This window comes from Ignavibacteria bacterium, assembly GCA_017302895.1.
Taxonomy (GTDB): Bacteria; Bacteroidota; Ignavibacteria; order Ignavibacteriales; family Ignavibacteriaceae; genus UTCHB3.
Window position 1 is genome coordinate 596,372 of record JAFLBV010000001.1, and the last position, 13,572, is coordinate 609,943.

The 13,572-nt window shown below is 43.8% G+C and carries 13 protein-coding genes; all 13 read left to right on the forward strand.

The window, feature by feature from the left end; all coding sequences use genetic code 11:
- Positions 1–36 precede the first annotated feature (36 nt).
- The 13 genes from J0L60_02365 (at position 37) to J0L60_02425 (ending at position 13,023) form a co-directional block, all read left to right on the forward strand.
- Positions 37–2,205: a T9SS type A sorting domain-containing protein gene (locus tag J0L60_02365; GenBank protein ID MBN8544952.1), complete on the forward strand. Its 2,169-nt coding sequence runs from the start codon at positions 37–39 to the stop codon at positions 2,203–2,205.
- A 211-nt stretch (positions 2,206–2,416) separates the two neighbouring features.
- The gene (gene efp / locus J0L60_02370) at positions 2,417–2,980 is read left to right on the forward strand and encodes an elongation factor P (protein MBN8544953.1); all 564 of its coding nucleotides are present in this window, start codon (positions 2,417–2,419) and stop codon (positions 2,978–2,980) included.
- Positions 2,981–3,006: 26 nt separating this feature from the next.
- Positions 3,007–3,474, forward strand: a complete 468-nt coding sequence (gene accB, locus J0L60_02375) for an acetyl-CoA carboxylase biotin carboxyl carrier protein (protein ID MBN8544954.1) — start codon at positions 3,007–3,009, stop codon at positions 3,472–3,474.
- Positions 3,475–3,504: 30 nt separating this feature from the next.
- Complete coding sequence (accC, locus tag J0L60_02380) at positions 3,505–4,851, forward strand: acetyl-CoA carboxylase biotin carboxylase subunit (GenBank protein MBN8544955.1); 1,347 nt, start codon at positions 3,505–3,507, stop codon at positions 4,849–4,851.
- A 15-nt stretch (positions 4,852–4,866) separates the two neighbouring features.
- A complete protein-coding gene (gene gcvH, locus J0L60_02385) occupies positions 4,867–5,250 on the forward strand; it encodes a glycine cleavage system protein GcvH (protein ID MBN8544956.1) in 384 nt (127 codons plus the stop codon).
- Positions 5,251–5,346: 96 nt separating this feature from the next.
- A complete protein-coding gene (gene guaA / locus J0L60_02390) occupies positions 5,347–6,885 on the forward strand; it encodes a glutamine-hydrolyzing GMP synthase (GenBank protein MBN8544957.1) in 1,539 nt (512 codons plus the stop codon).
- A complete protein-coding gene (locus J0L60_02395) occupies positions 6,882–7,793 on the forward strand; it encodes a tetratricopeptide repeat protein (protein ID MBN8544958.1) in 912 nt (303 codons plus the stop codon). The genes guaA and J0L60_02395 overlap by 4 nt, the downstream gene beginning before the upstream one ends.
- Entirely contained in the window at positions 7,756–8,919 is a 1,164-nt protein-coding gene (locus J0L60_02400) for an ABC transporter substrate-binding protein (protein ID MBN8544959.1), read from the forward strand. Before J0L60_02395 ends, J0L60_02400 begins: the two co-directional genes overlap by 38 nt.
- A gap of 9 nt (positions 8,920–8,928) precedes the next feature.
- Positions 8,929–9,618, forward strand: a complete 690-nt coding sequence (gene radC / locus J0L60_02405; protein MBN8544960.1) for a DNA repair protein RadC — start codon at positions 8,929–8,931, stop codon at positions 9,616–9,618.
- A gap of 99 nt (positions 9,619–9,717) precedes the next feature.
- The gene (locus J0L60_02410; GenBank protein ID MBN8544961.1) at positions 9,718–9,975 is read left to right on the forward strand and encodes a hypothetical protein; all 258 of its coding nucleotides are present in this window, start codon (positions 9,718–9,720) and stop codon (positions 9,973–9,975) included.
- Between the two features lie 15 nt (positions 9,976–9,990).
- Positions 9,991–10,683, forward strand: a complete 693-nt coding sequence (locus J0L60_02415) for a LysM peptidoglycan-binding domain-containing protein (protein MBN8544962.1) — start codon at positions 9,991–9,993, stop codon at positions 10,681–10,683.
- A gap of 106 nt (positions 10,684–10,789) precedes the next feature.
- Positions 10,790–11,743, forward strand: a complete 954-nt coding sequence (locus J0L60_02420; protein MBN8544963.1) for a PhoH family protein — start codon at positions 10,790–10,792, stop codon at positions 11,741–11,743.
- 92 nt (positions 11,744–11,835) lie between these two features.
- Positions 11,836–13,023, forward strand: a complete 1,188-nt coding sequence (locus J0L60_02425; protein ID MBN8544964.1) for an aminopeptidase P family protein — start codon at positions 11,836–11,838, stop codon at positions 13,021–13,023.
- Positions 13,024–13,572: the final 549 nt, after the last annotated feature.

Consider the following 13,572-nt stretch of genomic DNA (forward strand, 5'->3'; position numbering starts at 1 on the left):
TCATAGTCAAGGATAAACAAATATGAGGAATTGAAAGTGTATTATTTGAAATTGTTTTTGTTGCTCTCTATTCTTTCGTGTGCAATAACTGCACAGACGCTTGATCACACAGTGAGAAGAATAGCACCTCGTCCCACTTCAAGGGACATCATGTATGTCACAAAACTTGGTGACAGCAGAATTGTTGCAGCAATGAAGCCGACAGGGTTGATTTACAGCAGTGATAACGGAATAACATGGACAGAAGATCTCACACTTAAAACCACAAATCCCCCCTCAAATATTGTGTATTTGTCGGAAGGAACATTTGCAGGGACATCTACAAAGGGTGAATTCTTCATTACATACAACGGCGGAATTACTTTTTCGGTAAAATCTTTGCTTTCGGGGGCATTACCTGCATTCACTTTTTCAAAAATGGTATTTGCGAATGAGAAAGTCGGAGTTGCTGTTTATTATGCCGAGTCCGCAAAACATCTGTTGAGAACCACTGACAGTTGGGCGACTCAATCAAACATGGCTACACCCCCCGAATACCTTGGTGGAGACATACATATCTCACCCGACTCTTCTCTTATAATCAGTACCCGTAATTGTATCTATCGTTCGTCCGATCTCGGGACTTCCTGGATACCTGTTTACTACTCCAAACAGGGAAATTTCCTCGATCATGGAGACGGCAACATCTCATTCTTTTCTTCTTCGGATTCCGTAGTTACATCTTCCGATTTGGGTTTAACATGGAATTACAGAGCTAAATCGCCCCGTAATCTAAACATCAGTCAGGCAGTCCGATTGGGTAACGGTACCGTGTATGTTCCAAATATCAGACTTGATACTCTTTACAGAGCTACCGCTGACCTGTTAAACTGGACGATGGCAAAAAACCTCGGTACTTATCTCAAAGGTTCCCCCAGAGGATTTGTGACATTAAGCGACACACTTGCTTATTTGGTTGGGGATTATGGATACATTTATCGCTATTCGGGACCTGATTTAAGCAGAAAAATGATTTCCGAGGCATATGTGCCTACCCCAAGGGCAGCCTTTTGTGATACCCTCCATGCCATTACAACCCGTGGTAACTTCACATCAGACGGCGGCATGACATGGGCGGATGGTTTCACCTGGCCTCCACCCGGTGCTCCGGAATATGTAAGCTATGTCACCCTTTCACCAATTGGGCTAGGTGTCGTGGGATTTAACACCAGAGCGCAGTTCCCGCCAAATCCGTCATATGTCGATTACACTTTCATCGTAGTTACAACCAACTTTGGGGCCTCGTGGGTAAACGCTCAGGAAGATTATGCTCGCTTAACCTATGATTTGACCTCAATGGGAGATTCAATGATGATTTATTCTTATGTGCAAACCGAGTTGGGGTGGTACTACCAGATTGGAATCATTTCAAAAGTCGATACAGGTTTCAGCAGAAGGATGGTAATGGCCCCCGGGAAAGTGGTAGACCTTGCTGCAATTAATTCAAGGAAGATGATCCTCGCCGCGACATCCGACTCACTTCTGGTTTCATACGACACCGCCCGGACATGGAGATTGCTGCTTCGCCCCGGTAGACCAATTTACGAGGTTACTGCAACTGAAGCCGGTACGATCCTCCTGACAACAGGTGGATATTTGTTCACTTCAACAAACTTTGGAACAACATGGGTGCCCGTTTACACCTTCGCCGGAGATGGGTACTATGCCATTAGCCCCAACGGACTGTTGGCTTTCAGCAATAGCAATGTTGTTAAATATCAGCACAGGAACTGGCAGTATTGGAGAACCTTTGATTACAACTTTGTCGAAAATATCCGGAACCTGCAATTCCTCGATGAGACGATCTTAATGGTTCAGACAGACCGGGGTGCGTATTACCGGATAGATATTTCCGATACCGTCACAACCGCTGTTGAATCTGAAAACCCACCACAAGATCCGGCTGTCTTCTCCCTCTCCCAAAACTACCCAAACCCCTTCAATCCTGAAACGGTAATCCGGTTTTCACTCCCCGAAGCGGGATTTGTGAAAGGAGTGGTTTATGATATTCTTGGGAGAGAGGTCGCCACACTTCTGAAAAGTGACATGACCGCCGGAAATCATCAGGTGAAGTTTGATGCGAAGGGTGTTGCCTCGGGTATTTATGTTTTCAGGCTCGAGGCGGGGAATTATTCATCGGCGATAAAGATGGTGGTTGGGAAGTAGAGGAGGTGCCGGATTTCTACCCATATATCTCTTTTACAGGTATTAGGTTTTAGGTATTAGGTATTATTTTGAAGACTTATGAGTTATATCCAGTGAGTCAGCTCATAGTTCATAGATCATAGTTCATCGCTAATCTTTTTGTACTCTCCCGTTAAATTGATATTTTGCAAGTTCAGTTTTTATTTTTTCCCCAACAAATGTTAAAAGGACTATGGCTGATACATCAGATCTCAGGAATGGACTAATAATTAAATTTAAGAACGACTTGTTTACAGTTGTAGAGTTTCAGCATGTGAAACCCGGCAAGGGAGGGGCATTTGTTCGTACCTCTCTAAAAAGTCTCACCACAGGGAGAGTATTGGACAATACATTCCGATCAGGCGAAGGGATAGATATAGTTAAGGTGGAGCGAAGGAAATTCCAATACCTTTATGCTGATGGTCAATCACTTGTCTGTATGGACAACGAAACCTACGATCAGATGAATGTACCGATTGCCACTTTTGGTGACGGAATAAAGTTTATTAAAGAGGGTACCGAAGTTGATATGCTTATGGATGGCGAAAAAATCGTGAGCGTTGAACTTCCGGTACATGTAGCTCTTAGAGTGGTGGAAACAGAACCCGGATTCAGGGGTGACACTGCAACAAATGCGTTAAAACCTGCGAAAATGGAAACAGGAGCCACAGTAATGGTTCCACTTTTCATTAACGAAGATGACCTTCTGAAGATAGATACCCGCACGGGTGACTATATGGAAAGAGTTAAATCTTAATTTTTTTAATATAACACAGGTTAAACATGGATATTAATTTAATCCGTCGTCTTGTCAAGCTGGTAGAAACAAGCGGAATCTCTGAACTCGAGATCGAAGAGAAAGAGTCGAGAATCTACATTTCCAAATATGGAAGTGCAGCCCCCGGAGCTGTAAACTACACAGTTGGCGCTCCGCAGCATGCTCCTGCACCTCATCCGGTTGCCCAACACCCGGCCCCTGCACCTGAGTCTGCGCCGGCTGCCAACGAAAAACTGCATGAAATTAAATCGCCAATTGTTGGCACCTTCTATCGTTCACCCGCTCCTGATGCCGATTCCTATGTAAAGGTTGGCGACAGAGTGGAACAGGGTTCTGTGCTTTGCATCGTTGAAGCCATGAAGCTGATGAACGAAATAGAATGCGACATTTCAGGAACAGTTGCCAAAATAATGGTTGACAACGGAAGGCCTGTTGAATATGGACAATTACTTTTCCTTATTAAACCCGATTAAAGACGGTCAACTATTTATTTGAGGTAAAGATTGTTCAAGAAAATACTTATAGCCAACCGTGGTGAGATAGCCCTTCGGATTATCAGAGCCTGCAAGGAACTCGGAATAAAGACCGTTGCAGTTTACTCGGAAGCCGATAAAAATTCACTCCATGTAACTTTTGCTGATGAAGCTGTGTGCATAGGACCCGCAGAAAGCCGCAATAGCTATCTGAAAGTGCCCGTGATTATGTCAGCCGCAAATGTAACAGGTGCCGATGCCATCCATCCCGGATACGGATTTTTAGCTGAAAACGCCAATTTCTCTGAAATTTGTGCCGAATCAGGAATAAAATTTATCGGTCCAACCGCTGAAATGATTCGCACGATGGGTGACAAAGCTGTCGCAAAAGACACGATGAAAAAGCACAATGTCCCCGTTATCCCCGGAAGTGACGGCATTATTGATGATCCTGCAGAAGCTCAGAAAATAGCGACTGCTATGGGATTCCCCGTAATCATAAAAGCCTCTGCGGGTGGTGGTGGAAAGGGTATGCGTGTCGTTCGTGAGGAGTCGGAATTTAATCTTGCGTTCATAACAGCAAGAGCGGAAGCCGAAGCAGCCTTTGGTAACGGTGATGTTTATATCGAAAAACTCGTTTTGAATCCCCGGCATGTCGAAGTGCAGGTAATTGGTGATCAGCACGGCAACCATTACCACTATGGTGAAAGAGACTGCTCAGTACAAAGAAGACACCAAAAGTTAATTGAGGAATCCCCCTCCCCCGCTCTCGATCAGGAACTTCGCGACAGGATGGGTGCTGCTGCTGTAAAAGCCGCAAAATCGATCAATTATGAAAGCGTCGGTACCGTAGAGTTCCTTTTGGACAAAGACAAAAATTTCTATTTTATGGAGATGAACACCAGAATTCAGGTTGAGCATCCCGTAACCGAGATGGTTTATGAAACAGACCTCGTGAAGCAGCAAATACTCGCTGCCGCCGGTTTTGTGATTGAACCTCCCAACAACAGACCCAAAGGTCACGCTTTTGAGTTCAGAATCAACGCAGAAGACCCCGATAACAACTTCAGACCGTCACCCGGAAGAATTGAATCTCTCAATTTCCCCGGTGGACTCGGAGTAAGGATCGACTCCCACATTTACCAGTCATACACCATACCTCCGTATTACGATTCGATGGTAGCAAAACTGATAGTCTGGGACAAAGACAGAACCTCAGCGATTCAGAAAGCAAAACGGGCTCTGGGTGAGTTCATTATCGAAGGGATCAAGACTACAATTCCCTTCCACCTTGATGTTTTAGAAGACGAAAGGTTTATTTCGGGTGACTTTGATACATCGTTCCTCGAAGATTTTAAACCTAAAAACAAAAATTAACCCCCGGGAGACAAGATGAATATTCCATCTGATTTAAAGTATACAAAAGAACATGAATGGATTCGCATTGAAGGCAACACCGGCTATATCGGAATTACCGATTATGCCCAGGGTGAGCTTGGCGATGTGGTCTTTGTTGATATCACTAAAGCTGAAGGCGACTCACTTTCCGTTGACGAGAACTTCGGAACCATCGAAGCCGTAAAAACAGTAAGCGAACTTTATGCACCATGCAGCGGTAAAATCGTTGAGATTAATTCCTCTCTCGGCGATTCGCCTGAAAACATTAATCAGGACCCCTACGACAAAGGCTGGATGATAAAGATAGAGATTGCAAATCCTGCCGAACTTGATGCTCTGCTCGATGCTGCAGCTTACGGTGAACTTGTCGGAGCATAGTCTCTAAAGATTGTTTTTCCCCAGGGCTGTTTCATTAATTGAGACAGCCTCTTTTTTAATTTATCCAAACACTTTATAAACCAGGTTTCAAACTCTATGACCGGATCATCGATTCTCATAATCGACTTTGGTTCTCAGTATACTCAACTGATCGCCCGAAAGGTCAGGGAGTTATCTGTTTTTTCGCTCATTCATCCCCATACCATTTCTCCTGAAACGATAAAAGAGATCAACCCCAAAGGGATTATCCTGTCGGGGGGTCCCATGTCAGTAAAGGATGATGGTGCTCCGATGATTGATGAGGAAATTTTCTCGATGGGCATCCCTGTACTGGGAATCTGTTACGGATTGCAGTTGATTTCATACACTCTTGGCGGAATAGTCGAAAAAGCCGACAAAAGAGAGTACGGAAAAGCGATATTTAATGTTTTGGAGGAAAATCCTCTTTTTGAAGGGATTCCCTCTGAATCAACAGTATGGATGAGCCACGGCGATCATGTAAAGACACTTCCCTATGGATTCAGAAAAATCGGATCATCCCCTAATACAGAAAATTGTGCCATTGTCTCGGATGACAAACCTGTCTACGGCCTTCAGTTCCACCCCGAAGTGTACCACACCGGATACGGCAAGGATATCCTCTCAAATTTTATTTTTTCGATTTGCGGCTGCAAACCTGACTGGAATCCGGGCGCATTCATCGATGAAAGCATCGCAAAAATAAAGAACGAGGCGGGTGGTTCCACTGCAATTTGTGCACTGAGCGGAGGAGTAGATTCAACTGTGGCAGCAGTGCTTGTCCACAGAGCCCTCGGTGAAAACCTTGTTTGTGTCCACATCGACAACGGGCTTATGAGGAAAAACGAATCCGCGAAGGTTGTAAAGCTGTTAAGAGAAAGAACCGGACTGAAAATAATCCATGTGGATGCCGCATCACTCTTTCTCGAGAGACTTGCCGGTGTGTCGTCCCCTGAGGAAAAACGAAAAATTATCGGACATACTTTTATCGAGGTATTCGAAGAGGAAGCAAAAAAGATTGAAAACGCTTCATTTCTTGTTCAGGGCACGCTTTATCCCGATGTAATTGAATCAGTTCCCGTAAAAGGGGCTTCGGTTACGATAAAGTCCCATCATAATGTTGGCGGACTACCCGAAAAAATGAACCTGAAACTCATTGAGCCGCTTCGTGAACTATTTAAAGATGAAGTCCGGAAAATCGGGCTTTCTCTCGACATTCCCGAAGACCTGATAAAAAGGCACCCCTTCCCCGGTCCCGGACTCGCAGTAAGAGTTCTCGGCGACATTCAGGAGGAGAGACTGGAGATTCTCCGGAACGCCGATGAGATATATATCGCCAAAATAAAGGAATATGACCTTTACGATAAAATCTGGCAGGCTTTTACGGTGCTGCTGCCTGTGCAGACAGTTGGTGTTATGGGTGATCAAAGAACCTATGAGAATGTCCTGGCTCTAAGAGCGGTCACTTCTGTGGATGGAATGACAGCCGACTGGTACAGGTTCGACCACGATTTCCTTGCCGATGTCTCCAATTCAATCATTAATCATGTAAGAGGCGTAAACAGGGTTGTTTATGATATCAGCTCGAAACCGCCGGCAACGATAGAGTGGGAATGAAAAACGAGAAACAATTTGAGCTTACTCATCGTTTAAAGAGGGCTCAGGAATTTGAAGGCGGTGGAAAAATCCTCCATGCCATTCAACTTTATCAGGCAATTATAGATGATTTTCCTGATGATACCACAGCTTGGTTCCGTCTCATTGAGATTTATGAGAATATGGAGAAAATGGATTCCGCCCTTAAGATTATGGACGAACTCCGGGAGCATCTGCCCGATGAACTGGAAGTGAAACTCTTTACGGGTCACTTCTACTTTAAGTATCAGATGTGGGAGGAATCGATTGCCGTGTTGAACGGGGTGGAGATAGAAGCCGAGCCAATTGCGTTTTTTATCCTCGGTCTGGCATATTTCCATACCGGAAGGTTCAGGGAGTCGGCGACACATCTTACCGGTTTTGTAAATTTTGAAAAGAACTCCGCCTTTCTTGGTGAGTCTTATCTCTATATAGCAAGATGTTATTTTGAGATGAACCAGGCACATGTCGCACTCCCCTATCTTGAGGAAGCGATAAAACTAGCACCGACAAATCCTGAGGTTTACTTCTACCAGGCTGCTTATTATTTGTCAGTCGGGATGAATTCGCACGCATCCACGCAGATTTCAATAGCCATAGAACTGGGTACAGGCAATCGTCTGGTTTTCGAACTCGCTGTCGAGATTTACGACAAAAACCGTGAATTTTCGAAACTGGAGTCCCTTTGCAAAAAATACATAGAGGAATTTGAACCCTCATCGAAGATATATGCATATCTCGGCAAGGTGCTGCTGATGAGAAACAGGTATAAAGAAGCAGCCGGATACCTTGAAACGGCATTAAAATTGAATCCCGACAACCGGTTTGCTAATGATGTTCTAAAAGAACTTAATGAAAGAAGAGATAATGAGCTTGTCAAGGATATATAAATTTTTATTTATTCTTTTTATTGCCAATATGGTGGCTCCCGCACAGGATGATCCTCAGCCCGAAAAGCAGTCGTTCAATATAGCGGTACTTCTTCCACTTACTGACAAGGGGAAGCCGTATCTGGAAAGAAGGTCTTATCAGGTACTCGAGGGTATCAAGTATGCTGTGCATCTCTTCAATCAGAACAGCGAAATCAAAGTGGGACTTTTAATCAGGGACACCCAAAGCGACAGTAGCGTAATTGCTTCCATAAAGCGGGAATTGTCGTTTGATAAAAGTCTGAGCGGGGTAATTGGTTCCACCTCCAGCAAGGATTCCCGTGATGTAATTGCAGTGTTCTCCGACCTCGGTCTGCCGGTTATCTCTCCGACTGCCACGGATGACGCTCTCCCTCAATTGTCGAATCTGGTAATTCAGGCTAATCCTACCTTTACCACGAGGGGGAAAATAATGGCGAGTTTTGCCCGAAATTATCACGGACTCTCTAAAATCGGCATTGTCTATCTAAAAGAGGGGTATTCCAACCAGCTTGCCGAAAGCTTTAAAGAGGAATTTGAAAGACTCGGCGGGAAGGTGACACTTTCCCTTACCTACAATATGAAGGATACAAAATTTGAATCGATAATCGAGGAAATCGAGAAAGCCGATGAGAAACTTGACGGCATCTATTTCCCCGTAAGCGATGTGAAAAATGCGGCTCTTCTGAATGAAAAACTAAGAGATCTCCCTTTTACCAAAAATGTTTACGGCAATCAGGACTGGCTTCTCAGTGATGTTTTTAGTGAACCGGCGCCGTTTCTCTCATCAATGTACATAGATTCCGACTACTTTCTTGATATGACTCAACCTGATTATCAAAGAATGAACAAGGAATTTTATGAACTCACGGGTTATCTTTTTGATCGCAATGCACTTTACGGATTTGACGCCACTTCGATGCTCATCAAATTTCTTGCGAAAAACAATTTCAACCCCGGTGCATTCCTGAATGAGGTGCAGAGCGGTATCGATTATGACGGCATAAAAGGGAAAATAGTACTCGATACCCGGAGAACAAACCTTTCTCTCAATATTTTACAATATAATTTTGGAAAGTTCAGCCTTTTCCTCAAATTGAAAATATAATCCGTTGACATGTCGATAAAAGATCACCCGAAAGACGAGCAACCGAGAGAAAAGGCAAAGAACAAGGGAATTGATGCCCTCTCCGATTCGGAATTGCTGGCAATCATTCTTAGAACAGGGACAAAAGGGAAATCGGTTTTACAGCTCTCCCGCGAAATTATTGAAGTTTCCGGAGGTCTGAATGAACTCTCGTCCAAATCGCCGGGTTATCTGAAAAATACTTTCTCCGGAATCGGAAGTGACAAGGCAATTACTCTCTCTGCCATTTTTGAGATTGCAAAAAGAGTTCAGACTACTGAAAAAGATTATGTGACAGGGAAAATTACAAGCCCTGATTTAATAGCAGAACATTTCATCCGATACATGAAAAATGAGCCGGTGGAAAAATTCATGGCCGCATTCATCTCGACAAGCGGAAGAGTGATTAAAATTGAAGTACTCTTCAAAGGGACTCTCGATTTTAGCCTCGTCGATGTCAGGGAAATCATTAGAAGATGTCTCGACCATAACGCCAAATCGATTATAATAAGTCATAACCACCCGAGTGGTTCCCCCGATATAAGCATTGAAGACAGAAGAATCACAAAAAAGATAAAAGAGGCCTGTTTACTCTTTGATATCAAACTTCTTGATCATATTATCGTCGCAGGAACAAAATTTGTCAGTTTTTCCAATCTGGGCATCTTAAATTCGGATTAATTGCATATTTTAATTGTTCAAAGTTTAAAATTTTCGTACCTTTGCTATATTTTATTTTTCAATAAGTAACAAACAACTCAAACAAAAGGAGAGAAGCCTATGAAGCTAAGTAAAATGCTTGCTATAGTCGGTTTATCGACAGTATTCTTTGCCGGTTGCTGCAGTGTAAGCGATCAGGAATACGCAGCTTTAGATGCTCTTCAGAACTCTGTTAATCAGAAGCAATCTACTATTTCACAATTGAATAGCAAGAAAGCCGATCTTAACAAACAGATTGCAGCCAAGCAGAAAAAGCTTGAAGAATGCAATCAGCTGAAGAATACAGTCAACCAGAACTTAAACAAAATCAAAAAGTAACAGGAGAGAAAAAGAATGAAATTTTCAATGAAAATTGCTGCTTTCGCTTTAGTGCTTCTCTCAGGTTCACTTTTCGCCCAGAGAGATCTTAGCTGCGATCAATACAAAGCCAAGATGGATTCATTAAAAGCAGTTGAAATGAATCTCAGCTCAACCGTAGACCAGCTCAACAAAGATGTTGCCAATGTTCAGAAGCAACTCGATGGTATCCAGAGCTACGAAGATTGTTTGGATGACCTTTACAAATCACTCGGCGCCAACGCTGGTGATGTTTCGGTTTTCGCAATGAAAGTCAATGAACTTAAAAGCAAGATTGAGAAAAGACAAGAGCCTTATTCAGCAAGAGAAGCTGAACTTAAAGAACTCCAGTCAAACAAACTCTCGGCTCTTCCTGAGTTCTACAACACACTTCATGTTTATTTGCCTGACTTAATGGCTAAATGGAAAAAAGACCTTGATGTTATCGTCGTTCCTGAAGTGAAGAAGTATACTGTTGTTAAAGGTGACTGCCTGTGGTGCATCGCTTCAAAAGGCGAATACTACGGTAAAGGCGCTGCTTGGCCTGCAATTTGGAGAGCCAACCAGGAAGTTATCGGAAACAACCCTGACTTGATTTTCCCAAATCAGGTTTATACCATTCCGAACCTCACAGCTGATGAGATCAACACTGTTTCCAAAATGGGAAGAAACTACAAACCGGCTCCTTAATAGTCGCTTTGTCGCTTAATTCTTATTTTGTGACGATTATTCTAAAAAAGCCCTTGATACTCAGGTATTAAGGGCTTTTTATATTTTAAACTTAATACAGGAATCCATGTCAGAATTTGAAAAGAAAATCTCCCTTGAAGGCGTCGATCTGCAGAAACTTCTGGGACCCAATGATATTCATCTCGAGATACTCGAAGAACATTTTCATTCAGCGATAATCGTTCGCGGCGATCAGCTCATCCTCAAAGGTATCCAAAACGAGGTCGAGAAAATTGAAAAGATCATTAAGGAAATGATCTATGCAATAAACACCTCCGGAAGGCTCAAGGAGCAGGATGTAAAGCTTATCCTTGAACTCACAAGAAACGGAAAGCAGGCAAAAGGAGATGAAGACTTTGACAAGATCATCCTCTACACGAAGGATGATGTTATCAAAGCACGCACTCCCGGCCAGCTTGTCTATCTTAAAACCGCTCTGACCAACGATATTTGTTTCGCGATCGGTCCGGCGGGTACAGGAAAAACATACATGGCAGTCGCATTGGCAGTTGCGGCATTGAAGAAGAATCTCGTAAAAAAGATAATTCTCACCCGTCCCGCTGTGGAGGCAGGAGAAAAACTCGGTTATCTTCCGGGTGATCTCAGAGAGAAAATCGATCCGTACCTCCGTCCCCTTTACGATGCACTCGAGGATATGCTCCCTTCAGAGAGAGTAAAAGCATACCTTGAAAAAGGAATTATCGAGATAATCCCCCTAGCTTATATGCGTGGAAGAACCCTAAACCGCGCATTTGTCATCCTCGATGAAGCCCAAAACACTACCGATGTGCAGATGAAAATGTTCCTCACCCGTCTCGGTACAGAGTCGAAAGCTATCATAACGGGTGATATAACACAGATTGATTTGCCTGTAAAGACAGTCAGCGGTCTCGTAAAAGCACAGGAAATTTTGAGCGGTATCGAAGGTGTCGGATTTTCATTCTTTGAAAAGGCAGATGTGGTAAGGCACCGCCTTGTGAAAGATATCATAGAAGCATACGAAAAATATTACGACAATTAGAAGATTTTGAAGTGCATCCCTGTCGGTGTTTGCGGTAACCCGCCACTACCCAGCAGGAGCACCTCTTACACATATAACCGGAGACAATAAAGATGAAAGACATAATTTTAGAAAAACAGCTTCAGGCGATTGATATCCTGAAAGAAAAAAACATCGACATGTGGCTGACCTTTGTTCGCGAGAGCGCCTCAATTCATGATCCTGTGCTCGATACCATTGCGGGAGTGAATGTTACCTGGCAGTCGGCGTTTATCCTGACCAAACAGGGGCACAGAAAAGCCATCCTCGGCTCACTCGATATTCAAAACCTCAAAGATATGGGGACATTTGAAGATATTACGGGATATGTTAAATCGATCAGAGAACCGCTTCTCGAGTTTGTGAAATCGGTTGATCCACAGAAAATAGCGATCAATTTTTCGAAAAGCATGAACCTTGCCGACGGACTCACTCTCGGTCTGTATCATGTCCTTCTCGACCATTTTGCAGGAACACCGTATGGAGAAAGACTTGTATCCTCTGAAGATATAGTGTCCTCACTTAGAGGAAGAAAATCTGAAAAAGAATTGAAGATCATGAAAGAGGCTGTAAGAATTACCCTTGAAATTTTTGATGAGACAGGAAAATTCATAACCAAAGGAAGAACCGAAAAGGAAATTGCAGCTTTCATGACCTCGAGAGCCAATGACAGAGGTTATCAGGTTGCATGGGAAGCTGACAGTTGTCCCGCAGTCTTTACGGGTCCCGACACAGCCGGTGCACACGCAGGACCAACAGACCGTAAAGTCGAAGGCGGACACCTTATCAACATCGACTTTGGGATCAACTACAACGGCTACTGCTCCGATCTCCAACGCACATGGTACATCCTCCGCGATGGCGAAACAGATGCTCCTGATGAAGTAAAACGCGGATTTGATGTCCTCAAAACATCAATAACCAAAGCCTCCGAAACCCTTAAACCGGGAGTCACCGGAGTTGAAGTGGACGCCGCTGCCCGTGGACATATCACCAAAAACGGATATGATGAATACCCTCACGGACTCGGCCACCAGGTCGGCAGAGTTGCCCATGATGCAGGTCCGGGCCTCTTCCCAGCATGGGAAAAATACGGAAACCTTCCCTTCATCCCTCTCGAGAAAAATCAGGTTTTCACCATAGAACCCCGCCTCTATGTGGAAAATCACGGAATCGTAACCATTGAGGAAGAAGTGGTCGTCACCGATACCGGCATCGACTGGCTAAGCGAAAGGCAACAAGAGTTATACCTCCTTAAGTGATCTTCTCAGGAATTCGGAGGGGCTGTCTCAGATGGGGCAGCCTTTTTTATTGGTACACCCTCAAGAGTCAGCTATGAACTGTGATCTATAAGTTATAAGCTAACTAAAACTTTTATTCTCGGAAAAGGAGCGACAATCGTCTCGATTGTCCTGCCGATAAGCAACATAAATCAACTCGCTGTCTGAATCAGGATTTACAGGATTAGAGGATTCTCAGGATTCGGCATCCGGGTTTGAAAGCCTTTGTGGTGAAATGTTTTGAACACGATATTCATGATGAGAAAGAATTTTAAGAATAAGCCCTTGTGGCGGCATGTGTGTAGAGTAGTTATGAGCTCTGATCTATGAACTATTAGCTGACCAAAAACTCTCACTTTCAGAAAAGGAGCGACAATCGTCTCGATTGTCCAACCGCAAATCCCGGGAATTCACCTCACGATAAAATTGGAAAATATTACCCAATGGTTAACAACCTTAAAAGCCCTTGTGGCGACATATAGTTAGAACCCCGACGACTAATTTAAAGGGAGCCCTCCGGGCGGCATGTGT